At 71.1% G+C, this 26,776-nt stretch carries 25 protein-coding genes; 5 read left to right on the plus strand and 20 right to left on the minus strand.

Features of this window, described 5'->3' with window-relative positions; all coding sequences use genetic code 11:
* Window positions 1-117: 117 nt before the first annotated feature.
* The gene (gene mftA / locus ACFSE6_RS05615; RefSeq protein WP_388003259.1) at window positions 118-225 is read left to right on the plus strand and encodes a mycofactocin precursor MftA; all 108 of its coding nucleotides are present in this window, start codon (window positions 118-120) and stop codon (window positions 223-225) included.
* A 5-nt stretch (window positions 226-230) separates the two neighbouring features.
* On the plus strand, window positions 231-506 hold the full coding sequence (mftB, locus tag ACFSE6_RS05620; RefSeq protein WP_388003262.1) for a mycofactocin biosynthesis chaperone MftB: 276 nt from the start codon (window positions 231-233) through the stop codon (window positions 504-506).
* Window positions 507-510: 4 nt separating this feature from the next.
* On the opposite strand, the gene ACFSE6_RS05625 is transcribed toward mftB, so the two are convergent.
* Window positions 511-1,923: an HNH endonuclease signature motif containing protein gene (locus ACFSE6_RS05625; protein ID WP_388003265.1), complete on the minus strand. Its 1,413-nt coding sequence runs from the start codon at window positions 1,921-1,923 to the stop codon at window positions 511-513.
* Between the two features lie 224 nt (window positions 1,924-2,147).
* On the opposite strand from ACFSE6_RS05625, the gene ACFSE6_RS05630 reads away from it, so the two are divergent.
* A complete protein-coding gene (locus tag ACFSE6_RS05630; RefSeq protein WP_388003268.1) occupies window positions 2,148-2,639 on the plus strand; it encodes a hypothetical protein in 492 nt (163 codons plus the stop codon).
* On the opposite strand, the gene ACFSE6_RS05635 is transcribed toward ACFSE6_RS05630, so the two are convergent.
* The 19 genes from ACFSE6_RS05635 to ACFSE6_RS05725 all read right to left on the minus strand — a co-directional run bounded on the left by ACFSE6_RS05635 (window position 2,618) and on the right by ACFSE6_RS05725 (window position 23,018).
* Window positions 2,618-3,649, minus strand: a complete 1,032-nt coding sequence (locus ACFSE6_RS05635; RefSeq protein WP_388003271.1) for an ABC transporter ATP-binding protein — start codon at window positions 3,647-3,649, stop codon at window positions 2,618-2,620. The genes ACFSE6_RS05630 and ACFSE6_RS05635 overlap by 22 nt on opposite strands.
* The gene (locus tag ACFSE6_RS05640; protein ID WP_388003274.1) at window positions 3,646-4,737 is read right to left on the minus strand and encodes an ABC transporter ATP-binding protein; all 1,092 of its coding nucleotides are present in this window, start codon (window positions 4,735-4,737) and stop codon (window positions 3,646-3,648) included. The genes ACFSE6_RS05635 and ACFSE6_RS05640 overlap by 4 nt, the downstream gene beginning before the upstream one ends.
* Complete coding sequence (locus tag ACFSE6_RS05645) at window positions 4,734-5,630, minus strand: ABC transporter permease (protein WP_388003277.1); 897 nt, start codon at window positions 5,628-5,630, stop codon at window positions 4,734-4,736. Before ACFSE6_RS05645 ends, ACFSE6_RS05640 begins: the two co-directional genes overlap by 4 nt.
* Window positions 5,617-6,651: an ABC transporter permease gene (locus tag ACFSE6_RS05650; protein WP_388003280.1), complete on the minus strand. Its 1,035-nt coding sequence runs from the start codon at window positions 6,649-6,651 to the stop codon at window positions 5,617-5,619. Before ACFSE6_RS05650 ends, ACFSE6_RS05645 begins: the two co-directional genes overlap by 14 nt.
* Entirely contained in the window at window positions 6,648-8,423 is a 1,776-nt protein-coding gene (locus ACFSE6_RS05655) for an ABC transporter substrate-binding protein (RefSeq protein WP_388003283.1), read from the minus strand. The genes ACFSE6_RS05650 and ACFSE6_RS05655 overlap by 4 nt, the downstream gene beginning before the upstream one ends.
* 101 nt (window positions 8,424-8,524) lie before the next feature.
* Window positions 8,525-9,571 (minus strand): amidohydrolase family protein, encoded by a 1,047-nt coding sequence (locus ACFSE6_RS05660; RefSeq protein ID WP_388003286.1) that lies wholly within the window; start codon window positions 9,569-9,571, stop codon window positions 8,525-8,527.
* 10 nt (window positions 9,572-9,581) lie between these two features.
* The gene (locus ACFSE6_RS05665) at window positions 9,582-10,682 is read right to left on the minus strand and encodes a zinc-dependent alcohol dehydrogenase (RefSeq protein ID WP_388003289.1); all 1,101 of its coding nucleotides are present in this window, start codon (window positions 10,680-10,682) and stop codon (window positions 9,582-9,584) included.
* 2 nt (window positions 10,683-10,684) lie between these two features.
* Complete coding sequence (locus ACFSE6_RS05670; RefSeq protein ID WP_388003292.1) at window positions 10,685-11,770, minus strand: hypothetical protein; 1,086 nt, start codon at window positions 11,768-11,770, stop codon at window positions 10,685-10,687.
* Between the two features lie 20 nt (window positions 11,771-11,790).
* The gene (locus ACFSE6_RS05675) at window positions 11,791-12,408 is read right to left on the minus strand and encodes a UGSC family (seleno)protein (RefSeq protein ID WP_388003295.1); all 618 of its coding nucleotides are present in this window, start codon (window positions 12,406-12,408) and stop codon (window positions 11,791-11,793) included.
* Between the two features lie 67 nt (window positions 12,409-12,475).
* A complete protein-coding gene (locus ACFSE6_RS05680; RefSeq protein ID WP_388003298.1) occupies window positions 12,476-13,645 on the minus strand; it encodes an NDMA-dependent alcohol dehydrogenase in 1,170 nt (389 codons plus the stop codon).
* Between the two features lie 35 nt (window positions 13,646-13,680).
* Entirely contained in the window at window positions 13,681-15,183 is a 1,503-nt protein-coding gene (locus ACFSE6_RS05685; RefSeq protein WP_388003301.1) for an aldehyde dehydrogenase family protein, read from the minus strand.
* A gap of 13 nt (window positions 15,184-15,196) precedes the next feature.
* A complete protein-coding gene (locus tag ACFSE6_RS05690) occupies window positions 15,197-16,357 on the minus strand; it encodes an NDMA-dependent alcohol dehydrogenase (RefSeq protein WP_388003304.1) in 1,161 nt (386 codons plus the stop codon).
* A 299-nt stretch (window positions 16,358-16,656) separates the two neighbouring features.
* Window positions 16,657-17,508: an IclR family transcriptional regulator gene (locus tag ACFSE6_RS05695; protein WP_388003307.1), complete on the minus strand. Its 852-nt coding sequence runs from the start codon at window positions 17,506-17,508 to the stop codon at window positions 16,657-16,659.
* A 192-nt stretch (window positions 17,509-17,700) separates the two neighbouring features.
* Window positions 17,701-18,576, minus strand: a complete 876-nt coding sequence (locus ACFSE6_RS05700; protein ID WP_388003310.1) for an amidohydrolase family protein — start codon at window positions 18,574-18,576, stop codon at window positions 17,701-17,703.
* Window positions 18,573-20,111, minus strand: coding sequence for a 3-oxoacid CoA-transferase (locus ACFSE6_RS05705; protein ID WP_388003313.1), 1,539 nt, complete (start codon window positions 20,109-20,111; stop codon window positions 18,573-18,575). Before ACFSE6_RS05705 ends, ACFSE6_RS05700 begins: the two co-directional genes overlap by 4 nt.
* A gap of 22 nt (window positions 20,112-20,133) precedes the next feature.
* Entirely contained in the window at window positions 20,134-20,985 is an 852-nt protein-coding gene (locus ACFSE6_RS05710) for an SDR family NAD(P)-dependent oxidoreductase (RefSeq protein ID WP_388003316.1), read from the minus strand.
* An 83-nt stretch (window positions 20,986-21,068) separates the two neighbouring features.
* Complete coding sequence (locus tag ACFSE6_RS05715) at window positions 21,069-22,127, minus strand: hypothetical protein (RefSeq protein ID WP_388003319.1); 1,059 nt, start codon at window positions 22,125-22,127, stop codon at window positions 21,069-21,071.
* Window positions 22,124-22,678 (minus strand): UGSC family (seleno)protein, encoded by a 555-nt coding sequence (locus tag ACFSE6_RS05720; protein ID WP_388003322.1) that lies wholly within the window; start codon window positions 22,676-22,678, stop codon window positions 22,124-22,126. Before ACFSE6_RS05720 ends, ACFSE6_RS05715 begins: the two co-directional genes overlap by 4 nt.
* An 82-nt stretch (window positions 22,679-22,760) precedes the next feature.
* On the minus strand, window positions 22,761-23,018 hold the full coding sequence (locus ACFSE6_RS05725) for a hypothetical protein (RefSeq protein ID WP_388003325.1): 258 nt from the start codon (window positions 23,016-23,018) through the stop codon (window positions 22,761-22,763).
* Window positions 23,019-23,270: 252 nt separating this feature from the next.
* Here ACFSE6_RS05725 and ACFSE6_RS05730 point away from each other — a divergent pair, with 252 nt between their 5' ends.
* Together ACFSE6_RS05730 and ACFSE6_RS05735 are read left to right on the plus strand one after the other, a co-directional pair.
* Complete coding sequence (locus tag ACFSE6_RS05730; RefSeq protein ID WP_465254120.1) at window positions 23,271-24,671, plus strand: magnesium chelatase; 1,401 nt, start codon at window positions 23,271-23,273, stop codon at window positions 24,669-24,671.
* A gap of 20 nt (window positions 24,672-24,691) precedes the next feature.
* Window positions 24,692-26,776, plus strand: a complete 2,085-nt coding sequence (locus tag ACFSE6_RS05735) for a vWA domain-containing protein (protein ID WP_388003331.1) — start codon at window positions 24,692-24,694, stop codon at window positions 26,774-26,776.

The raw sequence follows: 26,776 nt of genomic DNA on the forward strand, positions 1-26,776 counted from the left end.
GGGATCGTCACGGCATCCGTCCTCGGGCCTTCTCATCGGCACCGAGTGCCATTACTATGGCATGCACCACACCCGGTCGACGGGTGTCCGTGCCGCAGACGTCACAGGAGAGAGCCTATGAGCACCGACAGCACGCGCGTGAACAGCTCCGAGAGCGAGTCGGCGGTCGAGGCGGAGACCCTCGTCGAGGAGGTCTCCATCGACGGCATGTGCGGCGTGTACTGAGCGCCGTGACCACGTTCGACCCGAATCGGGCCTGGTCACTGCACCACCAGGTCGCCGTGCGGCCCGAGCCGTTCGGAGCCCTGCTGTACCACTTCGGCACGAGGAAGCTCTCGTTCCTCAAGGACCGCACACTGCTGGAGATCGTGCGCTCCCTGGACGAGCAGCCGACCGCCCGTGACGCCATCGCCGCCGCCGGGGTCGGCACCGCCGACGCGGACCGGTACGTGGGCGCGCTTCAGACCCTGGCGAGCTCCGAGATGGTGGTGGAGCAGCAGGACTAACCGGTCACGGCTCGTTCGCCGGTGACTCACGCTCCTCAGTGCCGCCGCTGTTCGGTGGGCGCGGTGCCGTCGAGACGTACGTGTGCCCGCTGGGAGTGGTCGTGGTGACGGTGTGCCGGGTCTCGCGGTCTGGTCCCTCGTCGCCGACGGGATCTCGGCCGGTGCGCTGGTCCCACCCGGGCGCCTGTTTGGCGTAGTTGCAGGCCTCGCAGTAGCCCTGGCCGTCGTCGGCCTCGGTCACCCCGCCGTCCTTGACGGGCGTGACGTGGTCGATGTGCCGGATGGGGGCGTCGCAGTACGGCGTCCGGCAGGTGCCCTGGTCACGGAGCGTGAGGAACTGCGCCAGGCCGGACGGAAAGTGTCGGCTCTTCGAGGACATCCCCACCAAGTTCCCGCCAGGATCGACATACAACCGGCGGATCCACACCTCGACCTCGGCCGTGAGCGTCTCTGCCACGAGGCGCCGCGCCACCTCGGCCGGCATCGCATGAGCGGGGACCCCGCCGGCCGTGACGACGGCCGGCTCGCTGCCGCCACCGAGAAGCGCGGCGTCGGAGATCGTCACGTTGACCGCCACCGGGACGGCCGGGGGCGAGAGCGCGATACCGTCGTCGTCGCTCGCCCCGGCCCCCTCCGCCTCGCGCGCCTCGGCACGAGGCAGGTTCGCGCCGGTGACCCGGGCGACCAGGAGGTCGGCCATCAGTTGGCCGCGGCCGCGCACATCGCCGCCGTGGCCCTGCCGTAGACCGTCGGCCTCCTTGGCCAGCGTTGCGTATACGGCGACGGCCTGCGCCACCGGGAGCAGCGCCGTCACGTAGCACATCGAGTCCGGCGCCGGTCGCAGGCTCACCCGGCGCTCCGACTCAGCGATCCTCACCCGGCCGCCGACCGCGTCGGCGTCGTGCTTCGCCGCCGTCTGTTTGGCCAGGCCGACCAGCGTTCGGGTGCCGACGCCGTCAAGGGCGTACGGATCCTGGCACAGGTCCTCATCGAGCCGTGCCCGGTCCGCCGACTCGAGACACTCGGCCTCTTTGACGACGAGGCTCGCGCGGTACTCCGAGAGCGTTCCGTCCGCGAGCCGGTCGAAGGTGTGGGGCAACTCCTCGTCCAGCGACTTCGCGAGGCTGAGGAGGCGTCTTCCGCGATGCGCAGATTCACGCCTGGCCAGCGCGACCTCGCCGGCGACACCTCGGCCCCGGTGCGCGGCCGGCACGCCGGCCTGCTCCTCCTCGGCGCGGCGAACCCTGTCCAGGGCGACTGCCGCACGTGCCTGGACGGACGCAATGGCGCTCTTCAAGGACTCTGCCTCGCGGAGCAGCTCGACGAGGATCGCTGAGTCCTCGGGGAGCCCGGCACCGGTGAGTCCGGCGCGCACGGAACCGAGATGCTGCGGTGTCACCGTGCTCGCGTCGTTCATGCGCCGGGACGATAGCGCGCACGGCCGCCACCACCGGCATCCGCGTATTCCGCCTGTGGATTCGCCGGCATCTGGGGTCCAGGCAGGGATCGGGCGGCATCTGCCCGCGCCACACGTTGACACGACTTACGCCGTACGACTACGGTCATCGTGCGATATACGGCGTAAGAGAGGGTGGCGCGTCTCCAGTAGGCCCACCACGCCCGGCAGAGGAAAGGCTCGAGATGGTCGTGCAGAACCCCACCGGCACCGCCGGGACCCGTGAGACGAGGCAGGTGGTCCAGGCGACCCAGATCGGCGCGAGTTTGCAGGTGGTGTGCCTCCTGCTGCCGTTGCTCGACCTGTGGGTCCTCGGCACGGTGGAACGTCACGTGCAGGCCGCCTATCCGCAGTGGGGTCCGGACAACGTCTCCGCCGACCGCACCGCGATCGTCGTCGCACTGGTGGCCGTCAGTGTGCTGGGACTGGCCTGCTGGCTCGTCTCGATGTGGGTGGCTCGCCGCGGCCGTGGCGTGCGCGCCACGATGACGACGCTCTTCATCCTCGGCACGCTCACGTTACTGACCGTCGCCGGCATGGGCGGCGGCGCCTACGACCAGATCGTCCCGCTCTGGCTCGGGCTCACCTCACTGGTGCTGCCCGTCCTTCCGGGACTGGCCGCCGTCGTCGCGGCCTGGTCGGGCCGGTCGCGGGCCTACTCCCCCAGCGGGAAGTGACACGCGACCCGTCGCCCGCCGTCGCCGATCGGGGTCGGCCGCGGTTCGACCTCGGCGCACACGTCCTGCGCGATGGGGCATCGCGTCCGGAAGCGGCACCCGCTCGGCGGGTTCAGCGGTGACGGCGGCTCGCCGGTCAGCGGTACCGGCCGCCGCGCCGCGCCGGTGGCCGGGTCGAGCACCGGCACCGAGCCGAGCAGGGCTCGGGTGTACGGGTGCTTCGGTGCCTGGTAGATCTCGGCGGCCGGACCGACCTCCGCGAGCTGTCCCAGATGCATCACCGCGACCCGGTCACTGACCTGCTTCACCGTGGCGAGATCGTGCGCGATGAAGACATAGCTCAGCCCGAGATCGGCGCGGAGTTTCTCGAAGAGGTTGAGCACCTGGGCCTGGATGAGCACGTCGAGTGAGGAGACCGCCTCGTCACAGATGATCAACGCAGGCTCCGGAGCAATGGCCCGGGCGATCGCCACCCGCTGCGCCTGCCCGCCGGAGAGCTCCATCGGACGACGGCGTCGGTACTGCCGAGGATCGAGCCCCACCAGGTCGAGCAGCTCGTCGACGCGCGCACCGCGCTCCTCCTTGGTGAGGTCGGTGTGCCCGACGAGCGGTTCGGCCACGACGTCCTCGATCCGCCACCGCGGGTTCAGCGAGCCGAACGGATCCTGGTAGACCATCTGCATCCGGGCTCGGGTCGCCTTCAGCCTCCGCCGGTCCAGCGTCACGAGGTCCTGCCCCTGGAAGACGACCTCGCCGGAGACCGGCCGCTCCACCTGGATGATCGCCCGAGCCAGCGTCGATTTCCCGGAGCCGGTCTCGCCGACGACGCCGAGCGTCTCCCCGGGCATGAGGTCGAAGGAGACGTCGGTGACGGCGTGCACCACACCGGCCTTGACTCCACCCGGCCCTCGCGTGACGTACTCCTGCACCAGGTTGCGCACGGACAGCAACGGCTCCGTCGACGACGGTTCCTCGCGTGCGGTCCGAGCCGCCTCGTCGATGACGGTCACGAGACCTCCTCCACTCGCGCCCGGTCTCCGTCCGCGGAGCCACCCGCCCCCGCTGCGCCGACCGGGTGCCAGCACGCATAGCGGTGGCCGGGTTCGTGCTCGGTCAGTGCGGGTTCGGTCAGACACTGGTCGCTGGCGTTCGGACAACGCGGCCGGAACGCGCACCCCTGGGGCAGCGAGGCCAGGTCCGGCGGCTGGCCGCCGATCACGGACAGCAGGCCGTGCGAGGGCGTCGTCAGTTGCGGGATCGAGCCGAGCAGCGCCTTGGTGTACGGCATCCGCACGTGACTGAACAGTGTGGCCGCCGGCGCCTGCTCGACCGCCTTACCCCCGTACATCACGAGGACCTCGTCGGCGTAGCAGGCGGCCAGGCCCAGGTCGTGGCTGATCATGATCACCGAGGTGCCGAGCCGGTCCTGAAGGTCGGCGAGGAGCTCCATGATCTGCGCCTGCGTGGTCACGTCCAGCGCCGTCGTCGCCTCGTCCGCGATGAGCACCTTGGGGTCGGAGGCCAGCGCGATCGCGATCATCACTCGCTGGCGCATCCCGCCGGAGAGCTGGTGCGGGTACTCCTCGAAGCGTCGCTCGGCGGCCGGCAGCCGCACCAGCTTCATGAGTTCGACCGCCCGGTCGGCCGCGGCCTTCTTGTCCAGTCGCTGGTGCATTCCGATCGCCTCGGTGATCTGCTGCCCGACGTTCATCGTCGGGTTCAGCGAGCGCGCCGGGTCCTGGAAGACCATGGCGATCTCATCACCACGGATGGCCCGCATGGCCTTCTCGTTCAGCCCCACGAGTTCGGTCTGCCCGAGCCGTGCGGATCCGCTGACGAACGCGCTCGGCGGCAGCAGGCCCATGAGCGCTCGCACGCTCACCGACTTGCCCGATCCGGACTCGCCGATGATGGCCAGCGTGCGCCCGGCCCGCAGCTGGTAGTTCAGTCCGTTGACGGCACGGATCGTGCGCCCGCCGCGGGAGAACGTCACCCGCAGGTCCTGCACGGTCAGCACCGGCGCCGGCTCGTCGCCGCCGTCGTGTGCGGTGGCGTCGTCGGCGGATGCCAGGTCGATCATCCGGTCCTGCGTGGTCATCGGCCGCTCATTTCGTCGCGGGCGTTCTCGCCGAGGAGGTTGAAGGACAGCACCGTCACCAGCAGCGCCAACGACGGCCACAGCACCATCAGCGGGGCCGCGGACAGGGACTGCTGCCCGTCGAAGATCATGTTGCCCCAGCTGGGCGCCGGCGGCGGGATCCCGAGGCCGAGGAAGCTCAGCGCCCCCTCCGTCACGATGATCATGCCCATGCCGAGCATCGCGAAGTTCATCATCTGGGGCACGATGTTCGGCGCGATGTGCCGCAGCAGGATCCGCCAGGTCGGGCTCCCGCTCAGCTCCGCCGCCTGGACGAACGGCATGTTCACCACGCGGAACGTGGCCGACCGGGACACCCGGGCCACGGCCGGGATGCTGAACGCGGTCAGCGCGAGGATCGTGTTCGGCAGGCTGGGCCCGAGGACCTGCGCGATGGCGATGGTCAGGACCAGCGACGGGAAGGCGATGAACACGTCGAGGATCCGCATGATGAGGGTGTCCGGGCGGCCGCCGAGGTAGGCGGAGATCGCCCCGATCGACCCGCCGACGAGCAGGCCGATGAGGTTGACGCTCACCCCGACGATCAACGAGGCGCGCCCGCCGTGCAGCAGCCGGGAGAGCACGTCGTTGCCGTTGATGTCGGTGCCCAGCGGATGCCCCGGGCTCCCTGGGGGCAGCGCGCTGCTCAGGACGTCACCGCCGACCGGGCTCGGCAGCGGCAGCACGACGGGGCCGAGGAAGCAGGTGGCGAACAGCAGCAGCACGAAACCGCCGGGAACCCACAGCAGCAGACGACGGCGGATGCGCGCCCACCGGATCCCGCGCTCGGTCTCGGCCGGTTCGGTCTCGGTCGCGGCCAGCGCGGTGGCCGCGGATGCGTCAGTGACTGCCATAACGGATCCTCGGGTCGAGCACGGCGTACATGACGTCGACGATGAGGTTCGCGAAGATCGCGACGGCGGCGAAGATGAACACGCACGCCTGGACCACCGCGACGTCGCGGGACAGCGCGCCCTCCAGCATGAGTTGTCCCATGCCCGGCATGGCGAAGATCTGCTCGATGATGACGGTGCCGCCGACCAGCGTGCCGATGTTGAGGCCGACGATGGTCAGCAGTCCGAAGGAGGAGTTGCGGAAGGCGTGCTGCCACAGCACGCGCCACGGTCCGGCGCCCTTGGCGCGGGCGGTGTCCACGTAGTCGGCCGAGTTGATCTGCTCGACGAGGTCGCCGCGCAAGAAACGGGCGTAGAAGCACATGAGCGGCACCGCGAGCGCGAGCGTCGGCAGGATCACCGAACGCAGGTTCCCGGCCAGGTCTTCGGCGAGCGGGACGAAGCCGATCGCGGGAAGCTGACGCAATAGCACCGCGAAGACCAGCACTAGGAGGATGGCCAGCACGTAGTTCGGGATCGCCAGCAGCGTCATCGCCATGACCATGATGAGCCGGTCGAAGAAGCCGCCCGGCCGGCGCGCCGCCAGAAGTGCGACCGGCAGTGCCACCGCGATGGACAGGACGAACGCCAGTCCGACGATCTCGAGCGTGACGGGCAGCCGTTCACCGAGGAGGTCGACGACGGCGCGGTTGCTGACCGAGGACCGCCCGAGGTCGCCGGTGAGTGCGCCGCCGAGCCAGCTCAGGTAGCGCTCCGGCGCCGGCCGGTCCAGGCCCATGGTCTGCCGGATGGCCTCGACCTCGGCCTCCGAGGCGTCCATCCCGGCCTGCTGGCGCGCCGGGTCACCCGGCATCGCCTCCAGCAGCGCGAACACCAGGATGCTCACGGCCACCAGCAACGGGATGGCGATGAGCACGCGCCGCACCACGAGCCGGGCGAGCGGCGAGGTCCGCGCCCGGGCGAGGAACGAGCTTCTCCCGCCCGGGTCGGTCTCGGGTCGGGATGCGACGGCGGTCGTCACTGCTCCATCCAGACCCGGTCGTAGAGGACACCCTGGTTGACGGCGAGTGCCGGGATGGGCACGTCGAGTCCCGGGCCGTGGATGCCTGGCCGCATCACCTGCGCCGGCTGGAACGCCGGACCGAAGGGTCCGTAGGCCTCCTCGGCGATGTACTCGGCCGCCTCGCGGTAGGCCGCGGCCCGTTCCTCCTCGTCGGTGGTGGCGACGGCGTCGGCAAGGATGTCGTCCAGTTCGGTGGACAGGCCCTCCTGCAGCGCCTGCTGGGCGTTGTCCGCGCCCTCCGGCAGCGGCGTCCCGCTGTAGGGCGAGGTGGAACCGAACCGGATGCCGACGCCGATGCCGACCGAGGGGTCCCAGGCTCCTGCGGTCTGCAGGATCGACTTCCAGTCCCCCTCGGTGAAGGTGGTGATGACGTCGTTGAGTGCCTGGGCCTCGATCTGGACGTCCATGCCGGCTTCCTGCCACTGCGTCTGCAGGGCGGTGGTCACCTGCCGGGCCACGCCGGTGTCCGTGGTGTTGAGCTGGACGGAGAGGCCGCCGAGCTCGTCGACGATCTGCTGCGCCTGCTCGAGGTCGTACTCGCGATACCCCTCGACCTCGGGCATGTGGAACAGGCCGCCGGAGGCGGTGAACGACTGGCTCATCTCGCCTTCCCCGTTGAACAACCCCTCGTTGATGGCCGCGAAGTCGGTGGCGTAGTAGATCGCCTCCCGGGCCCGCTTGTCGTCGAACGGTGGCTTGCGGGCGTTGAGCTGGACGACGTACGGCGAGGTGGGGGCGCCGAGATGGACCTCGAGGTCCGGGTTGTTCTGCGCCTCCTCGATGAGGTTGACGCTGCTGAGTCCTTCGATGACGTCGCCCTGCCCGGCCATGACAGTCTGGTAGGCGACCTGGTCGCCCCCGACCGATTGGAAGTTCAGCGCGTCGAGGTAGGGCAGGCCGTCCTTGAAGTAGTTCTCGTTCCGCGCGAGCTCGAGCCGCTCGTTCTGCCGGTTGCCCTCGACGACGAACGGCCCGGCACCGACCGGGGCGTTGCGGAACTGCTCGGCCCCCATCTCCTCGTAGGCGCTCGGCGAGGCGATGAGGTTGAGGTTGGTCGCCGGGAACCCGTTGACCAGTGAGCCGTTGACCTCGCCGAGGTGCATCTCGACGGTGCGGTCGTCGACGGCGCGGATCGCGCCGAGCCGCTGGGTGACGATCTCCCGGTCCACGTCCTCCGGCAACGCGTCCCACAGGCTCTGCATGAACGACTCGCTCAGGTCCGGCGGCTCCATGTCCATGTTGAGCTGAATCGTCGGTGCGCCGCTGGAGCCCGAGCTGAACTCACGGATCCAGTTCCACACCACGGCCTCGGCGTCCATCTCGGTGCCGTCGCTGAACTCGATGCCCTCCCGGATGGTGACCGTCAGGGTGAGGCCGTCGTCGGACCATTCGTAACTCTCGGCCTGGTTCGGGACGATCTCGGCTCCGCCGTCGTCGGTGGGCTCGAGGGTGAACAGGCCACCGAAGATCGCCGAGTTCTGCGGCAGGTTCGCACCGGTGGTGTTGGAGGTGGCGGGGTCGAGCCCGGTGGCCCAGCCGCCGGCGAAGCCGGCGTCGAGCAGCACGGTGATCTCCCCACCGCTCTGCGGCTCTCCGGTGCCGGTGCCGCCGTCGTCCCCGCTTTCCTCGGCTCCGGAGCTGCACGCGGCGGCCGCGAGGGCCAGACCCGTGACGACGGCGAGGGACCGCGCGAGCCGACGGGTGCGGCCGGCATTCCTGGTTCTGCTCATCACTGTTCCCCTTTGAACGCTGGCGACGATGCCGTCGCGGCCGGTGGGCCGCAGTGGTGGAACTGCTGTCCTGGCAGTCTCACCGAGTCACGCAGCGCGTCTCAGGCTCCTTCCGTCCCACGGAAGGACGGCGCGCCGGGTGCGGCGGCGACCGGCTCGCGCCCGATCCAGCGCAGTGCGTTGCGCCAGGAGATGTCCTGCCACTCCTCTTCGGGCAGGTCCATCGCACGCAGTGTCCGGGCGGCCGGGTCTTCCCGCGGCATGGCGGGGAAGTCGGAGCCGACGAGCAGCCGGTCCGCGCCGAGCAGGTCGATGAGGTATCGGATGGTGCGGCGGTCGAAGACCATCGAGTCGTAGTAGAACCGGCGCGCGTACTCCAGCGGGGAGGGGCCGTCGTCGTGCATGAGTGCGCGGTCGAGTTCGACCGGCTCCTCGTTCCAGGATCCGCCCCAGAAGTAGTTGGCCCGCGGCAGGGTCATGGCGATCCCGCCCGCGGCGTGGCTGAACGAGATCCGCAGGTCGGGGCAGGCGGCCGCGGTCCCGCCGAGGATCATCGAGCCGGCCGCGAAGGTGCCCTCGATGCCGACGACGTGGGTGCCCATGGCGGACATCGGCAGCCGGTCCATCGGTGCCGGCATGGCGTGCACGAAGATCGCGACGCCGAGCCGCTCGGCCTCGGCGAAGAAGGGCCGGAAGGACTCGTCGCCGATGGATCTACCGAGGATGTTCGAGGCGATCTCCACACCGGGCAGGCCCGCGTCGACGACCGCGGACAGTTCGGCCGCCGCGGCGTCCGGGTCCTGCATGGGCACCAGCCCGAGGGCCATGATCCGCTCCGGTGCGTGCGAGCTCAGCTCGGCGGCGAACTCGTTGACGTGCCGGGCCAGGGACAACCCGTCCGCCGCGAGCAGGTCGTAGCGCAGCAGCGGGGGCATCGGGCTGACGATCTCGGCGTCCACACCGGAGGCGTCCATGGCCTCGACGCGCCGCTCGGCCTCGAAGAAGACCTCCTTGGCGGGGAAACGGGTCTGCCCGAAGACCAGCAGCCGGTCCGTGCTGCCCTCGACGGGCTCCATCCGGGGGAAGCACTCCGGGGCGTCGCCGGGGTAGTCCTTGGGCAGCAGGTGGGCGTGGGCGTCGATGATCACGGCGGACCTCTCAGTTCGGGTGGACGGAGACGTGGATGGCGTTGCCCTCGCCGGCGTCGCCGGCGAGGGTGTCGATGGCGAGGCCGACCTCGTCCAGGCCGAAGGTGTGGGTGTGCAGCTTCTCGAGCGGGAAGCGCCCGGACTCGAGCAGCTCGATCGCCTTCTTGTTCGCCGCGGCGTCCACCCCGAACGCGCCCTTGACGGTCAGGCCCCGGTTGATGAGCAGGTCGGTCACCAGCGGGATCTCCCGGTGCCCCTTGAGCCCGGCCAGGACGACGCGCCCGCCGTGCCGGACCGACTTCAACGCGTCGGTCACGGGTGCGGCGGCCATGGGCGTGAGTTCGACTGCGACGTCGACCCCGCGCCCGGCGGTGAGGTCCATGACGGTCTCGACCGTGTCCTGGGCATCCTCCCCGTCGACGACGAGGGTGTGGTCGGCGCCGAGCTCGCGGGCGAGGCGGAGCTTGTGCGCATCGGTCTGCAGACCGGTGACGATGACCGTCGAGGCGCCGGCCGCCTTGGCGGCGATGACCGCCGCCAGTCCGCGTTGCCCTGCGCCGAGGACCAGCAATGTGCTGCCGAGCCCGACCTCACCGAGCTCGACGGCCCAGCGCACCCCCGCCCCCAGGGGGTTGTACATCGCGGCCACCTCCACCGGCAGCGACCGGTCGATCCTGTGCATCACCGCGCCCGGCGAGAGGTAGAGGTATTCGGCGAAACCGCCCCACAGGCTCGGCGCGACGTCCACCCCGGTCACGCCGTGTCCGTACTTGCGCTGCCGGCACGCCTGGTATCGCCCGGTCAGGCAGTCCTCGCAGGCCCGGCACGGCACGATGACCTCCAGCGCCACCCGGTCGCCTTCCTGGACCCCCCACCGCTCGGCGGCGCGTTCGCCGACCCGCTCGATGATGCCCATCGGCTCGTGCCCGGGAATGAACGGGTCTCGCGATCCGCCCATGTGACCGCGGTAGATCTCGACGTCGCTGCCGCAGATGCCGTTCGCCTCCACCCGGAGCAGGCCGTCGTCGGGGCCGATCTGGGGTACCGGGAACTCGCGCATCTCGATCGTGCGTGGTGCCGTCTGGACCGCGGCACGGGCCATCTGCGTCATGACTACCTCGTCTCTCCTGCATCGGGGGCTCGGTCGTGTCCTGCCGGGGGCGCGACGATCGGAACGGCGGTGCCGGACCAGTCGGCGAAGAGGCGCACCACCATCGAGATGCCCGCGTTGCGGGCGCCGGCGACGGCGATGAGCATCGGGGCTCCCTCGGGCAGCGTCTGCTGGAACTGCTCGGGGTCCGGACCACCGTTGTCCCGTTCGCCCGGTCCGCGGACACCACGGCCGTCGGCGCGGTCCTTCCCGGCCCTGCCGAGCTGGGCGGTGGTGCGGCCGGAGTGCTCGGTCAGGTAGGCGGCGACGTCGGCGCGGGAGTAGCCGGCAGCGGCAAGCATCTGCGCGTGCTCGGGGCAGAACACCACCCCCGCCATGGCGTGGGTGAAGATCCATGCCCCGGACCGGCCGATCGAGTCGGCGAAGTCGCCGAGCAGCTGCTCGGCGCTGGAGGTGTGCCGGTTGTCGACGTACTCGCTGGTGCGCAGCAGGGTGGCCGAGACGGCGTTGCCGGGTGTGCCGAGCTCCTCCGCCAGCGGGGGCCACGGACTCTCCTCCTCGTTCTCCCCCACGCAGATCGACCAGCGGCCGGGAATGCCCTGGGTGGCCTGCTCGAGCTCGTGCGGCCGGACACCGAAGGCGTTGCGCACGATCAGTCCGATCGCGCGGGCGACGGTGGCGTTGGGCCGGAAGCCCGGGCCGAAGACTCCGCCGGTGGAGTTGACCCCGAGTCGGTGGCGGATGGGTCCGTTGACGACGATGAGCGGTGCCGGGCCGGACGTGGACTGCCATCCTCCGCCACCCGTGGCGCGTTCGCGCATCAGCGCCTCCCAGGCCGCGAGCACGACCGGGAAGTACTCCGGCTCGCACCCGGCCATCGCGGCGTTGATGGCGGCCGTCTGCAGGGTGACGGTGCGGTCCACCTGCGGCATCCGGCCGATGATCTCGCCGGGTGGCCGGTCCGTCGTCGCCAGGAACCGCTCGAGCAGCGGCTGGGAGACCGGGACGAGCGGCAGTCCGTCGGACCAGCCCTGGGCGTAGCAGTGCTCGATCGCGGCCTGGGCCAGGTCGGGGTCCAGTGCCGTCACCGGTGTCTCCGCCCGGGCGGTCACGGCGCGGACCCGGTGAGGCTGGAGACCACCTGGGGCAGGAGGCGGCGTGCCCGCTCACGGACCTGCTCGGGGTCGAGCACCGCCATCGGGTGTTCGGTGACGATCCAGGTGTAGTCCGGGTCGCCCTGCAGCTCGGCCATGGTCCGGCCGGTCGCGTCGAACGCGTCGGTCAGGACGACGGCGGCCGGCAGTCCGGCACGCTCGAACCGGATGCCGTCGGCGACGGCGGCCGCGCTGCACGAGCCGCAGTCCCCGACGCCGGTGATGACGACGTCGCACGCCTCGAGGTAGCGCGAGGTGCGTTCGGCGTCGACCGGGACGGAGAAGTTCTGTTTGGTCTCCGCGATCGAGACCTGCGCCCCGTGCTCGGTGGTCAGCAGGGTGCCGAGCTCCTCCAGGAACGCGCGCGCGTTGTGCTTGGTGTTGTCCAGCAGGCCGACGCGCAGCCCGGCCAGGTCGGACGGCCGTCCGGCCCGTGGCGCATGCGTCGCCGCGGGCCGGGCGCCGTCGGGCCGGGCGCCGTCGGGCCGGGCGCCGTCGGGCCGGGCGCCGTCGGGCTGGGCGCCGTTTCCCGCGGCGACGGCGCCCGTCGGGTCGAGGATGCTGTTCGGCACGATGGTGCTCCCTTGCACTACGTCGGCTCGGTACCGGTTGTCGGTCCGGACGGATCGGGTCCGGCGTTCAGTTCTCGTGGAGGATGACGCCGCGGATGTTCTTGCCGTCGACGAGGTCCTGGTAGGCGTCGTTGACCTGGTCGAGTCGGTAGGTCCGGGTGATGAGCTCGTCGAGCTTGAGGTCGCCCTCGTCGTACAGCCGCAACAGCCGGGGGATGTCGTACAGCGGATTGCAGTCGCCGAACAGGGCGCCGCGGATCTGTCGCTGGTAGCCGATGAGCATTCCGGCGTGGACGTGCACGGCCTTCTCGTCGATGTGCCCGACGGCGGTGATGGTCACCTTGCCGCCCTTGCCGGTCATGGCGACGGCGGCACCGACCATCTCCTCGGTGACGGCGTCCGGGGTCATGATCACGTGGTCGGCGAGCTGCCCCCAGGTGTGGGCGACGACGAACTCTCGCGCCTCCTCGGCGTCGGCGAAGGCGTGGGTGGCGCCGAGGGTGAGGGCGTTCTCGCGTTTGAACTCGACCGGGTCGATGACGATGACGTCCCGGGCGCCGGCGTACCGGGCGCCCTGGACGGCGTTGGAGCCAACGCCGCCGGCGCCGAAGATCACCACCGACTGGCCGGCGCGGACCTCGGCGGCGTTGACGGCCGAGCCCCATCCGGTCGGGACACCGCAGCCGACGATGGAGGCGATCTCGAACGGGATGTGGCCCGGGAGCGGCACCACGGCCCACTCGGAGACGACGGCGTACTCGGAGAAGGTCCCGAGCGAGCAGAAGCCGCCGTAGTCCTCGCCGTCGCGGTGGAACCGGAACGTGCCGTCCAGGAACATGCCGCTGCCGGCGTTGAGGCCCTTGACGCACATGTTCTGGTGACCGGTCGAGCAGGGCCGGCAGGAGCCGCAGGCGGGGATGTAGGAGCACACCACCCGGTCGCCGGGCCGGACGCGGCGCACGTGCGGTCCGACGGATTCGACCACGCCCGCCCCTTCGTGACCGCCGACCATCGGGAAGCGCACGGGGGCGTCGCCGGCGGTGATGTGGTGGTCGGAGTGGCACAGGCCGGAGGCTGCGAACTTGATCCGGACCTCGTGCTCCTGGGGCGGGTCGAGCTCGAGCTCGGTGAGCTCCCATCCGATGTGGGGCCCACGGGCGACGGCGGCGCGGGTGGTCAGCCGCGCCGGCTCGCCGGTCCCGGGGGTCGTGGTGGGCGACGTCGTCGTCGATGTCATGTTCGGCCCTATCTCTCGTGCGCTCGTCGGTGGTCTCAGCGGCCAGGGAATCCGGCCTCACGCATGGACACGGTCTTGACCTGCGTCCACTCGAGCACCGAGTCGGCGCCCATGGTGCGGCCGAAGCCGGAGTTCTTGTAGCCGCCGAACGGCCCGCCGATGACGGCGGCGCCGATCGGGCTGTTGACCCCGACCTGCCCGGCCTGCAGCGCCCGGCTGACGCGGACGGCGCGGCCGACGTCTCGGGTCCAGACCGAGGAGACGAGGCCGTAGTCGGTGTCGTTGGCGACCGCGATGGCCTCGGCCTCGTCCTCGACCGGGATGACCGAGAGCACGGGTCCGAAGATCTCCTCGCGGGCGATGCGCATGTCCGGGTCGACGTTGTCGAAGATCGTGGGTTCGACGAAGAACCCGTCGGCGAACTTCTCCCCCTCCGGGACGCCGCCGCCGAGCACGAGGTCGGCGCCGGCCTGTTTGCCGATGTCGATGTAGCCGAGGACCCGCTCGTGCTGCTTCTTGTTGACCAGGGGGCCCATCGCGCAGCGTTCGTGCCACAGCCCGACCGTCACCTGACTCATCTGCTCGGCCAGCCGGCGGACCACCTCGTCGTGGATGCTGCGCTGGACCACCACGCGTGATCCCGCGGCGCAGACCTGGCCGGTGTTCAGGGTGATCGCGGTGGCCATAGCGGGGATCGCGGCGTCGAGGTCGGCGTCGTCGAGGACCACCTGCGGCGACTTGCCGCCGAGCTCGAGGTGCAGCGGGGTCAAGGTGCGCGCGCACGCCTCCATGACGGAGCGACCGGTCTCCGGGGAGCCGACGAAGCCCATGCGCCGGACCTTCGGGTGGGCGGGGACGGCGGCGCCGGCCTCCGCACCGTAGCCGGTGACGACGTTGATGACTCCCGGGGGGATGCCGGCCTCGAGGGCGAGCTTGGCCAACGCGAGCGGGGTCAGCGGTGCGTCCTCGGCCGGTTTGATGACGATGGTGTTCCCGGCGGCGATCGCCGCCCCGACCTCGGTGGCGAACATCGGGCCGGGCGCGTTCCACGGGATGATCGCACCCACCACCCCGTACGGCTCACGCAGCGTGAAGCCCAGGGTGTCCGGGGAGTGGGTGGGCAGCGAGACGCCCTGGACCTTGTCCGCCTGGCCGGCGATGAACCGTAGCTGGCGGGGCATGGGCGGCGGCCCCCAGCTGGGACGTCCGACCTCCTGTGACTCCAGGGAGTCGAGCTCGGCGGAGCGGGCCTCGACGAGATCGGCCCAGGCGAAGAGGAGCTCGCCGCGTGCGGTGGCGTTGAGATCGCGCCAGGCGGGGAACGCCTCCTCCGCGGCACGGACGGCGCGGTCGACGTCGTCGGCGTCGCTGCGTGGGATGCGCGCCAGGACCTGCTGGTTGGCGGGGTTGATGACGTCGATCGTGCGGCCGGTGCCGGAGGCGACCCAGTCGCCGCCGATGAGCTGCACGCCGTCGAGCAGGAGGTCCGACTCGGCGGGAGCGGTGGCGGTCTCGGTGGTGTCGGAGGTCACAGCCATGGTTCAGGCCCTCTCAGTGCTCGATCTCGATGACGCCGCGGATGTTCTTGCCGTCCAACATGTCCTGGTAACCCTGGTTGACCTCGTCGAGCCGGTAGCGACGGGTGATGAGCTCGTCGAGCTTGAGCTTCCCGGACCTGTAGAGGCTCAGCAGTCGCGGGACGTCGACCAGCGGGTTGCACGCACCGAAGACGTTGCCCTGGATACGGCGCTGGAAGCCGATGAGCATGCCGGGGTTCTCGTTGATCCAGCCGTTGCCGACCGCGGTGATGGTCACCTGGCCCGTCTTGCCGACGATGCCGAGGGCGTCGTGGATGACCTCGTCGTGCAGGACGCCGACGGTGATGATCGCGTGGTCGGCGAGCTCGCCCCAGGTGGCGGCGCGGACGAACTCGGTGGCCTCCTCGGCGGTCGCGAACGTGTGGGTGGCCCCGAACACGGTGGCCATCTCACGCTTGAATTCCACCGGGTCGACGACGACGACGCGTTCCGCGCCGGCGAGCGCGGCGCCCTGGACGGCGTTGGAGCCGACGCCGCCGGCGCCGAAGATCACCGCGGTCTGTCCGGCGCGCACGCCCGCGGCGTGCACCGCCGACCCCCAGCCGGTGGGGACGCCGCAGCCGACGAGGGCGGCGACGTCGAAGGGGATGTCCTCGCCGATCGGGATCACGGAGTACTCGGAGACCACGGAGTACTGCGAGAAGGTGCCGAGCACGCACAGCCCACCGAAGTCCTCGCCGCCGGAGTGGAAGCGGAAGGTGCCGTCGGGGAACTCGCCGGTGGCTGCGTTCTTGCCCTCGTCGCAGAGGTTCTGCCGGCCAGTGGAACAGTAGCGACACGTGCCGCAGGCGGGGATGAAGGAGCACACCACGTGGTCGCCGACCTTGACGCGGGTGACGCCCTCGCCGACGGCGTCGATGACCCCGGCGCCCTCGTGTCCGCCGACGACCGGCATGCGCATCGGGGCGTCGCCCTTCTGGATGTGGTCGTCGGAGTGACACATCCCCGCGGCGTGGAACTTGATGCGCACCTCGTTCGCCTTCGGCGGGTCGAGCTCGAGCTCGGTGACCTCCCACGGCGTTCCCGGTGCGCGGCAGACCACGGCGCGCGTGGTCAGGCGCCCGGGCGCCTCGCCGGTGGCCGAGGGTTCGGTGGCGCTCGCAGTCGCGGACATGTGTTCCCCTTCGTCGGGCAGCTCCGTTGCCGTACTCATCGTGTCCCGGCTCCCCGGTACGGGTGCCGGTGTCCTTCCGTCGGACGGAAGACGGGGCTCATCCCCCTCCCCCCGCCGACTCGTCATTCCTGTGCCGACTCGTCATCCCTGTGCCGACTCGTCATGTCTCGTCATCGAGAATCCCGACGTCGAGAGGCTCCCCGGCACGACCAGCACGGCCACGCACAGCCGTGGCCGGCAGGCACGCAGCACACGCCTGGACGACGGCACGCCAAGGCGTCACCCTCCGGGTGGCGGCGTCAGATAATGCCGGCGTGCCGCCGATTGAAGTCGATGGTCCGCGGATCGAGTTGGCGGCGTCGCTCGCACAGGCTGTGCGAGATGCGGTTCGCGGTCAGCCGGACCTGGTCCACCAACCGCCGCGGGTCGTACCGGTCCATCGGGTAGACCATCCCGACGGCGGTGTCGACCGTGCCGTCCTGCCCCTTGACCGGTGCGGCGACCGAACCGACCTCGAGGGCGACCGACTGCGCCGCAATGGCGAACCCGTCCTTGCGGACCGCCTGCAGCCGCTCGCGCAGTTCCGTCGGGTGGGTGATCGTGTGCGGGGTGTAGCGCTTCAGCGGCTCGTGCAGGTACGAGTGCAGGTACGTCTCGTCGGCGAAGGCGAGCAGCACCAGGCCGGTTGCCGTCACGTGCATCCGCAACCGCCCGCCGATCCGGTTCTCCCCCGAGTAGTTCGGATGGGCGCGCAGGGCCTCGAGGTACATGACATTCGGGCCGTCCGGCACGGACAGATGGACGGTCAGCCCGGTGCGGCGGTGCAGGTCCACCAGGTGCGGCAGCGCCGTCTCCCGCAGCTGCAACGCCTTCGTGGAAGCGGAGGCGAGGTCGAGGATCTTCTGGCTGAGCCGGTAGTGGCCGGTCTCGTCCAGCTCGAGGCCACCCCATTCCATGACCTCCTTGACCAGCCGGTGCGCCGTCGTCAGCGACAGGTCCGCGTAGCGCGCGATCTCGGACAAGGTGAGCGAGCCCCCGCCGGAGGCGAACGCCTCGAGGAGCGCGAGCACGCGCGCGGCCGCGGTGCGCTTGGGTGCGGACTCGAGTTCGGTCCGGTCGGACGTGTTCGGTTCGTTCGTCTGTGTTGACATCCCGCCGTTCACCCTCGAACTGTGCACGCGACGGTGCCCTGGTGCGCCGTCGCAGCCTGGTGCCAGGTTAGCCCAATGGCACCGGGTGTCATTAGCGGCGCTTTCACCGGGCGGAAGCGGGCCTTGTCCTAATCTTGTGTCCCGTCTGTCGAACGGTCGTCTCCCCGGGCGGTCCGCGGGGCCGTGGCCCGCTCACAACCCCAGCAATGCCGCCGCGTTGTCTCGCATGATCATCCGGGTGACGTCCTCGTCGAACTCGAGCCTGGCGAAGTCCCGCATCCACCGCTGAGGGGGCAGCACCGGGTAGTCGGTGCCGAAGAGCATCTTGTGCTTGAGCAGCGTGCGCGCGTACTGCACGAGGGTCGGCGGGAAGTACTTCGGCGACCAGCCGGACAGGTCGATGTAGACGTGCGGCTTGTGCAGCGCGACCGACAGCGCCTCGTCCTGCCACGGGAACGCCGGGTGAGCGAGGATGATCCGCAGCTCGGGGAAGTCCACCGCGACGTCGTCGGCGTACATCGGGTTGGAGTACTTGAGCCGGATCCCGCCTCCGCCGGGCCGGCCCGCACCGGCGCCGGTGTGTCCGCTGTGGAACAGCGCGACCGTCCCGGTCTCCTCGATCGCCTCGTAGATCGGGTAGACGTCCCGGTCGTTGGCGTAGAACGCCTGGCTGGAGGGATGGAACTTGAATCCCTGCGCGCCCATCTCGGTGAGTCGGCGCACCTCGCGGGCGCCCCGGCGGCCGCTGTGCGGATCGACGGTGCCGAACGGGATGATCGTGTCCGGGTACTCGGCGGCGAGCTCGCAGATCTCGTCGTTGCTGACCTCGGGTGCCTCGCCGGTGGCCCAGCTGGAATCGACGGTGAACGCCACACACATCATGGCCAGTTCGCGGTAGGTCGCCGCGAGGTCGTGCACCGTGGGCGGGGTGAAGTCGCGCTTGAAGTACTCGGCCATCGCCTTGGCGTGCTCCGCCGACTCGACAGTCTCCTCCGCGGCCCGCTCCCTGGCCGAGGCCAGCACGTGCGTGTGGACGTCGATCGCGACGATGTCGTCGTTGAGGCTCACCACTGCTCCTGCATCACGGTGACGTCGTCAGCCACCCGCACGCTCATCCCGGTGCGCTCCAGGACCTCCTCGACCGTGAACCCGGCGGCGACCTCCTCGAGCACGAAGCCGCCGGCGGCGGTGTCCCGCCGCAGCAACGCCAGGTCCGTGACGATGACGTCGGTGCAGGCCGAGGCGGTGATCGGGTAGTCGCAGGTCTCGACGAGCTTGGGCCGCCCCTTGCTGTCCACGTGCTCCATCGTCACGATCACCGAGCGTGCGCCGACCGCCAGGTCCATCGCCCCGCCGATGCCACCGCCGGGCCGGCCCGGATGGGCCCAGTTGGCCAGGTCGCCGTTCGCACCCACCTGGTAGGCACCGAGGACGACGGCGTCGAGCCGCTTGCCCCGCGCGATCTCGAAGGAGGTCACCGAGTCGAAGAAACTCGCCCCGGGCAGCACGCCGATGAAGTTGCCGCCGGCGTCGTGGAAATCGGGGTCGGCCTCGTCGATGCCGACGAACCGGCCGTAGCCGAGGATCCCGTTCTCCCCGTGCAACGTCACCGCCCGCCCCTCGAGGTAGTTCACGGCCTGGTTGGGCAGACCGGCCCCGAGATTGACGACGGCGCCGTCTGGCATGAGGGCGGCGGCGCGTCGCCCGATCTCCTGCCGGGACAGGGCTGGCTTGCCGTCGTACTCCCGGCGGGAGTCGGCCGAGCGGTTGGCCCGCTGCGGCAGCTGGGAGACGTCGATCTTCGTGGTGGACTGCACCACCCGGGAGATGAACACCCCGGGCAGGTCGACGTCCTGAGGGTCGAGCTCGCCGACCTCGACGATCTCCTCCACCTCGATGATCGCGGTCCGGGCGGCCTTGGCGAAGGCGTCGTTGAAGTTGCGCGAGCCGCCGCGGAACTGGACGTTGCCGAACCGATCGGCCCGGTAGCCGCGCAGGATCGCGTAGTCGCAGGTGATGGCCCGCTCGAGGATGTGCTCGACGCCGTCGAACTCGCGGACCTCCTTGCCCTCGGCGACGGCGGTTCCGACCCCGACGGTGGTGTAGAACGCCGCGAGTCCGGCGCCACCGGCGCGCATCCGCTCGACGAGGATGCCCTGCGGCACTACCTCGAAGTCGAGCTTGCCGGCGATGATCTGCTCCTCGGCGAGCGTGGGCGGCCCGGGCCGGGAGGAGAAGCTGGCCACCAGGTGGGAGATCTGCTCGTTCTCGGCCAGGAGCTGCGCGGTGGGCGCCCCCTGCGACCCGAGGCCGTTGCAGTACACGGTCAGGTCGCGAGCGCCCTGGTCCGCGAGCGCCTCGAGCAGCGAGGACGGGAAGCGGTGTGAGAGGCCGAACCCGGCGACGGCGACCGAGGCGCCGTCGGGGATGTCGGCGACCGCCGCGGCCGGGGATTCGACGACCTTGTCGGTGACCGGGCGGCCCGCGGCACCGGTCGGTGCGGCGGCCGCGCCGTCGTCGGCCGCGGTGGCCGTGACACGGGCGGCGCCGGAGGACCGGGTGCCGTCGGCGGACTGGGTGGGGTTCGTGGCCGTGGAGGTCATGGCGTTCTCGTCTGCCTTCCGCTCACTTCTTGGCCGGCGCCGAGCCTGCGGCGCCGGAGTTGCCCTTGAACGCGAACCCGCCGCCGTCGACGGCGAGGATCTGGCCGGAGACCCAGCGGGACGGCTCGGTGGTGAGGAAGAACGCCGCGGACGCGATGTCCCACGGGTTGCCCTCCGTCTGCAGGGCGACGTTCGACCGCCGCAGCTCACGCATCTCCTCGTCCATGCCGCGGGAGGCAAACGCGCCCCAGATCATCCCGACGCGTACGCCGTTGACCCGGATCCCCCGCGGCGCGAGGCTGCTCGCTGCGCCGACGGTCAGCTTCTCCAAGGCGGTCTTGGCGATGGTGTACGGCATGGCCGGCCCACGGCCCTCGGTGGCGGAGGAGGAGACGGTGACCATGGCGGCGCCGCGGGTCAGGTGCTGCTGGACGTGCTTCATGAGCAGCCAGGCCGACTTGGTGTTGAGGTCGAGGACGGTGTCCCATTCCTCGACCGTGACGTCGAAGACGGGCTTGGCCCCCATGCCGCCGATGGTGGTGCCGGCGACGTCGATCCGCCCGAACCGCTTCATGACCTGGGCGACGGCGGCGGCGACGGAGGCGTCGTCGGTGATGTCGACGTCGAAGGTCGCGGCCCGGCCACCGTCGTTCTCGATCGCCTCGACGGTGCGCCGGCCGGCCTCGGCGTCCCGGTCCAGGACGGCGACGGTGGCGCCGCTGCGGTGGTACAGCCAGGACAGTGCGAAGCCCACGTTGGCGAGCGGCCCGCTCATCCCGCCGCCCGCGACCACGGCGACCCTGCCCTCCAGCCACGGCGGACCGCCGGTGGCGAGCGGGTCGTCGATGGGCGGTGCCCAGTCCTGGTCTGTCATCGTGCCTCCTCCGGCGTCGTTGCCTGCTTCAACTGCGTCCTCGCCGGTGGGCCCGCGCCTCCTGCGCGCGTGCCCACCCCACCTCACATCGTCGCTGTCTCCACGGGCACGGCTGTGCCGGACCAGGTGGAGAAGACCCGCACCACCATGGACATGGCGGCGTTGCGCGAACCCGCCACCACGATGGGCAGGCTGGCGGGTGTGGCGTCGGCGAACACGGGGTGGACGTGGTCCGGCGGGAACGGGCCCTCGGGCAGGTGCCCGAGCGACTTGCCGACGGCGGCCAGGTGCTCCTCCGTCCGCCCGGCGTGGGCCACGAGCCACTCCCGGACGTCCTGCTTGGACATCCCGGCCTCGGCGAAGATCCGTGCGTGGTCCGGGTTCATCACGAGGGCGACGGCGGAGTGCCGGAAGAGCCACGAGCCGGACCGGGCGATGGTGTCGGCGAAGTCCCGTAGCACCTCCTCCGGCGCGTGGAAGTGGCGGTTGTCGACGAACTCGCTGGTGCGCACCAGCATCGCGGTGACCCCGTCCTGCCCGGGCGCGAGTCCGCCGTCGACCGAGAGCGGCTCCCAGGGGCTGTGCTCCTCGTCCTCGCCGATGAGCATGGTCCAGCGGCCCGGGATGCCCTGGGTGGCCTGCTCGAGCGCGTGCGGGACGACGCCGAAGCTGTTGCGCACGGTCAGGCCGACGGCGCGCGGGATGGTGGCGTTGGGCCGGAATCCCGGCCCGAGGACGCCGCCGGTGGAGTTGATGCCTAGGCGGTGGCGGATCGGTCCGTTGACGATAACGAAGGGGGCCGGCCCGGAGGTGGACTGCCAGCCGCCGCCCTGGGCGGAGCGTTCGAGCGCGAGAGCATCCCAGACTGCCAGCACCACGGGCAGGTACTCGGGCCGGCAGCCCGCCATGACCGCGGCGGTAGCGGCGTCGCGCACGGTGGCCTCACGCCCGAGCTGCGGCAGGCGGGCAATGATCTCGTCCTCGTCGCGGGAGGTGTGGGCGAGGAACTCGGCGACGGCGTCGTCGGTGGCGGGCACCGCGGGTAGCCCGTCGGTCCAGCCCTGCTCGAAGAGGTACTCGGTGACGGCGCGGGCCGCGACCGGGTCGAGGTCGGTGGTGGCGCGCGCCGCCCCCTCGCTCACGCGACCTCCGCCGCGCGGGCGGTGGTCAGTCGGCGGGCGACGCGGTCGGCGAGGTCGCCGGCGCGTGCGGCGATCGCGCCGGCGCCTAAGTTGGCGATCGGGTGCTCGGTGAGCAGGTACGGGTGCTCGGGGTCCCCCTGGAGCTCGGCCATCGCCGCCGACGTCTGGGCGAACGCGTCGGTGCAGATGACGGCCGTGGGCAGGCCGATGTTCTCCAGGCGGATCCCGTCGGCGACCGCCGAGGCGCTGCACGAGCCGCAGTCACCGACGCCGATGACCACGACGTCGCAGATTCCGGTGAGCTCCTCGACGAGCTCGTCCGGCAACGGCATGGCGAACTGGTGCTTGGTGCGCGGGACGAGCTGTCCGGCGCCGTGCCTCCCGGATAGCTCCGCGCCCACGGCGTCCAGGACGGCGGCGGCGTTGCGCTTGCCGTTCTCCAGCAGGCCGACGCGCAGCCCGTGCAGGCTGTCCGGTCGCGGCGCGTCGGAGGCGCGACTCGCGGCCGGGGTGGCGCCGCTGCGGGTCGGGTCGATGATGCCAACACCCATGGTGGTCTCCCTCGAACGTCTCGCGCTCCACTATGGTCGGCCGCCGCCGCGGGCTGCGCGGTCGCTTCCGTGACGCGGAACGTCAGTGCTCGGCCGGGAGCTCCACGCGCTCGAGCCCGTAGGAGGTCTCGGCCAGGGCCTGGGACATGATCGACTCCATCACCGGCTGCGGCACGAGGCAGTCCTCGCACGCGTCGGGTCCGGCCTCGATGCGCACGACGACCTTGCCGGCATCCACCGACGACGGCGCCCAGGAGAGGTCGTAGCCGTCCTTGGCGAGCATGTCGCGGAACTTCTGCAGGGCGTTGTCGACGGCGGGGGCGTCGCTCGTGTCGGACATGAGGGCTCCAGGTGCTCGGACGGATGTGCTGCTCGTGCTCTTGCCAGGCAACCACGGCCTCCGGGGCCGCGCCGATGCGGCTTTCACTCCCCGGAAGCCTGGTTTGCCGGCCGGTGTCCGACGGCGGAAGAGAGAGCCCCGCGCGGGAGGGAGAGGGGACCTCGCAGTACCGGGATCACCAGCCCCCGCCAGGCACTCGATGGACGCCGTCCGGGGCCCTCCCCGAGTCGACTTCTGCGGCGTACAGTCGGTGTGGTGACTGCTCCTGCTGCAGCTCCTGAGATCACGACCGTCGGCGAACTGAGGAGATCAGGGCACGTCCTGAGATCGGTTCGCGAGGAGATCCGCGACAACCTGTTGGCCGCGCTGCGCGGCGGCCGCGATCCGTGGCCCGGCCTGCACGGTTTCGCCGGCACCGTCGTCCCGCAGCTCGAACGCGCGCTCATCGCCGGGCACGACGTCGTCCTGCTCGGCGAGCGCGGCCAGGGCAAGACCCGGCTGCTGCGCACCGTCGCCGGGCTGCTCGACGAATGGTCCCCGGTGATCGCCGGCTCCGAGCTCGGCGAGCACCCCTACGCCCCGATCACCCCGGCCAGTCGGCGCCGGGCCGCGGAGCTGGGTGAGGACCTGCCCGTCGCCTGGCGCAACCGGGAGGAGCGTTACGCCGAGAAGCTCGCCACCCCGGACACCTCGGTCGCCGACCTCATCGGCGACGTCGACCCGATGAAGGTGGCCGAGGGCCGCAGCCTCGGCGACCCCGAGACGATCCACTACGGGCTCATCCCGCGCAGCCACCGCGGGATCGTGACCGTCAACGAACTGCCGGACCTCGCCGAGCGCATCCAGGTCGCGATGCTCAACGTCATGGAGGAACGCGACATCCAGATCCGCGGTTATGTGCTCCGCCTGCCGCTCGACGTGCTCGTCCTGGCCAGCGCGAACCCGGAGGACTACACCAACCGGGGCCGGATCATCACCCCGCTCAAGGACCGTTTCGGCGCCGAGATCCGCACCCACTACCCGACCGAGCTGACGGACGAGGTCGCCGTCGTGCGCCAGGAGGCCGAGCTGGTCGCGGACGTCCCGGATCACCTCGTCGAGATCCTCGCCCGGTTCACCCGGGGCCTGCGCGAGTCGAGCGCCGTCGACCAGCGCAGCGGGGTCAGCGCGCGGTTCGCGATTGCGGGCGCCGAGACCGTCGCCGCCGCCGCGTTGCACCGGGCGACGCGCCAGGGCGAGGAGGAGGCGGTGGCCCGGCCGGTCGATCTCGAGGCGGCCGTGGACGTGCTCGCCGGGAAGATCGAGTTCGAGTCCGGTGAGGAGGGGCGTGAGGACGCGATCCTCGACCACCTGCTCCGCACCGCCGTCGCCGAGACCGTCGCGGCCCACCTGCGAGGCGTCGACCTCTCCCTGCTCGTGGAGGCACTCGAGGGCGGAACCGTCGTCACCACCGGCGAGCAGGTCCGCGCACGCGACGTCCTCGCCGCGCTGCCGGTGCTCGGCGAGTCCGACCTCTACGAGCAGATCTGGGAGCGGCTGGACGCCACGGACGACGGACGCCGGGCCGGCGCGGTCGAGTTGGCGCTCGAGGGCCTCTACCTCACCCGGCGGGTCGGCAAGGAGTCGGTCGGCGACGAGACGGTCTACGGCTAGGACGAACGAGGCGAAGACGTATGGCTCGCACGAACCGCCGCCTCACCCGCGGCGCACGCTACCGCCGGTACACCGGTGGGCCGGACCCGCTCGCGCCGCCGGTGGACCTCTCCGAGGCGCTGGACGCCATCGGCGAAGACGTCATGGCCGGCTATTCGCCGGAGCGGGCGATGCGTGAGTTCCTGCGCCGGGGCAGCTCGGAGCGCTCCGGGCTGGACGATCTGGCTCGGCGGGTCGCCGAGCGGCGTCGCGAGCTGACCAGCCGGCACAACCTCGACGGCACGCTCCAGCAGGCCAAGGAACTCCTGGACCGAGCCGTCCTGGCCGAACGCAAGCAGCTGGCCCGCGACGTCGACCTGGACGAGGACTACCGCGCGCTCGCCGAGATGCAGCTCGACAGCCTGCCACCCTCCGTCGGCGCCGCGGTCAGCGAGCTGGGCGACTACCGATGGCAGTCGGCGCAGGCACGCGAGGACTTCGAGGCGATCAAGGACCTGCTCGGTCGCGAGTTGCTCGACCAGCGCTTCGCCGGGATGAAGCAGGCGTTGGAGAACGCGACGGACGCCGACCGGGCCGAGATGCAGCGCATGCTCGACGATCTGAATGAGCTGCTCGCCGCCCATCGCCGCGGCGAGGACACCTCCGAGAGGTTCGCCGAGTTCATGGCCGAGCACGGCCGGTACTTCCCGGAGAGCCCCGGCAGCGTCGAGGAGCTCATCGACAACCTCGCCCAGCGGGCCGCGGCTGCGCAGCGGATGCGCAACTCGATGACCCAGGAGCAGCGCGACGAGCTCGACGTGCTGGCCCAGCAGGCCTTCGGATCGCCGGATCTCATGGCCTCGCTCGGCCGCCTCGACGGCGAGTTGCGTGCCCTGCGCCCCGGGGAGGACTGGGCCGGGTCCAGCCGGATGGACGGCGAGCAGGGACTCGGCCTGGGTGACGGTACCGGCGTGTTCCAGGACATCGCCGACCTTGACCAGCTCACCGAACAGCTGGCCCAGTCCTACGGCGGCTCCCAGCTCGGGGACATCGACCTGGAGACGCTGGCCCGCCAGCTCGGCCAGGACGCCGTCGTCGACGTGCGTGCGCTGCAGCATATCGAGCAGGCGCTGCGCGACTCGGGGACCCTGCGGCGGGCACCGGACGGTCAGCTCAGGCTCACGCCGAAGGCGATGCGCCGGCTCGGCCGGACGCTCTTGCGGGACGTGGCCGGACAGATCTCCGGCCGCACCGGCGCCCGGGACGTGCGGCGCGCCGGCGCTGCTGGGGACCTGTCCGGCGCCACCCGGGAGTGGAGCTTCGGGGACACCGAACCGTGGGACGTCACCCGGACCGTGACGAACGCCGTCACCCGCACCGCCGCGGCAGGAAGGGCCACGGCCGGCGGGGTGCGCATCGAGATCGGGGACGTCGAGGTCCAGGAGACCGAGGCGCGCACCCAGGCGTGCGTGGCGCTGCTGGTGGACACCTCGTTCTCGATGGCGTTGGAGGGCCGGTGGCTGCCGATGAAGCGCACCGCCCTGGCGCTGCACACCTTGGTCTCCAGCCGGTTCCGCGGGGACGATCTGCAGCTCATCGGCTTCGGCCGGTACGCCGAGGCGATGGAGATCGAGCAGCTCGTCGGCCTGGACGTCGGCTACGACAAAGGCACCAACCTGCACCACGGCCTGTTGCTGGCCAACCGCCACTTCCGCCGTCATCCGCGTGCGCAACCGGTGCTGCTGGTGGTCACCGACGGCGAACCGACCTCGCACCTCGAACCGGACGGCGAGGTCTGGTTCGACTACCCGCCGGACCCGCTCACCATCGCCCGCACGGTCCGCGAGCTCGACGTCTCGATGCGGCTCGGGGCCCGGACGACGTTCTTCCGGCTCGGCGAGGACCCGTCGCTGGCGCAGTTCGTCGCCTCGATGGCCCGGCGGGTCGACGGCACCGTCGTCGCGCCGGAGCTGGACGAGCTCGGGGCCGCCGTCGTCGACTCCTACCTCGGTGCGCGGGTGCCAGGCCGGTGGGGCGACGACATGGGAGCCGGTGACCTGTTCGGCGACGTCGAGCGGTGGGGTGACAGCCGTCGGTGGGGCGAATCCGGCCGGTGGGCGGGCTGA

The sequence above is a fragment of the Georgenia deserti genome, from assembly GCF_042680605.1.
GTDB lineage: Bacteria > Actinomycetota > Actinomycetes > Actinomycetales > Actinomycetaceae > Allobogoriella > Allobogoriella deserti.

What these genes read in the sequence shown, in the direction of transcription:
- mftA (WP_388003259.1), top strand. Translation starts at nt 118, where the DNA reads ATGAGCACCGACAGCACGCGCGTGAACAGCTCCGAGAGCGAGTCGGCG.
- ACFSE6_RS05625 (WP_388003265.1), bottom strand. Translation starts at nt 1,923, where the DNA reads ATGAACGACGCGAGCACGGTGACACCGCAGCATCTCGGTTCCGTGCGC.
- ACFSE6_RS05630 (WP_388003268.1), top strand. Translation starts at nt 2,148, where the DNA reads ATGGTCGTGCAGAACCCCACCGGCACCGCCGGGACCCGTGAGACGAGG.
- ACFSE6_RS05640 (WP_388003274.1), bottom strand. Translation starts at nt 4,737, where the DNA reads ATGACCACGCAGGACCGGATGATCGACCTGGCATCCGCCGACGACGCC.
- ACFSE6_RS05645 (WP_388003277.1), bottom strand. Translation starts at nt 5,630, where the DNA reads ATGGCAGTCACTGACGCATCCGCGGCCACCGCGCTGGCCGCGACCGAG.
- ACFSE6_RS05655 (WP_388003283.1), bottom strand. Translation starts at nt 8,423, where the DNA reads ATGAGCAGAACCAGGAATGCCGGCCGCACCCGTCGGCTCGCGCGGTCC.
- ACFSE6_RS05665 (WP_388003289.1), bottom strand. Translation starts at nt 10,682, where the DNA reads ATGACGCAGATGGCCCGTGCCGCGGTCCAGACGGCACCACGCACGATC.
- ACFSE6_RS05680 (WP_388003298.1), bottom strand. Translation starts at nt 13,645, where the DNA reads ATGACATCGACGACGACGTCGCCCACCACGACCCCCGGGACCGGCGAG.
- ACFSE6_RS05685 (WP_388003301.1), bottom strand. Translation starts at nt 15,183, where the DNA reads ATGGCTGTGACCTCCGACACCACCGAGACCGCCACCGCTCCCGCCGAG.
- ACFSE6_RS05690 (WP_388003304.1), bottom strand. Translation starts at nt 16,357, where the DNA reads ATGTCCGCGACTGCGAGCGCCACCGAACCCTCGGCCACCGGCGAGGCG.
- ACFSE6_RS05695 (WP_388003307.1), bottom strand. Translation starts at nt 17,508, where the DNA reads ATGTCAACACAGACGAACGAACCGAACACGTCCGACCGGACCGAACTC.
- ACFSE6_RS05705 (WP_388003313.1), bottom strand. Translation starts at nt 20,111, where the DNA reads ATGACCTCCACGGCCACGAACCCCACCCAGTCCGCCGACGGCACCCGG.
- ACFSE6_RS05710 (WP_388003316.1), bottom strand. Translation starts at nt 20,985, where the DNA reads ATGACAGACCAGGACTGGGCACCGCCCATCGACGACCCGCTCGCCACC.
- ACFSE6_RS05720 (WP_388003322.1), bottom strand. Translation starts at nt 22,678, where the DNA reads ATGGGTGTTGGCATCATCGACCCGACCCGCAGCGGCGCCACCCCGGCC.
- ACFSE6_RS05725 (WP_388003325.1), bottom strand. Translation starts at nt 23,018, where the DNA reads ATGTCCGACACGAGCGACGCCCCCGCCGTCGACAACGCCCTGCAGAAG.
- ACFSE6_RS05735 (WP_388003331.1), top strand. Translation starts at nt 24,692, where the DNA reads ATGGCTCGCACGAACCGCCGCCTCACCCGCGGCGCACGCTACCGCCGG.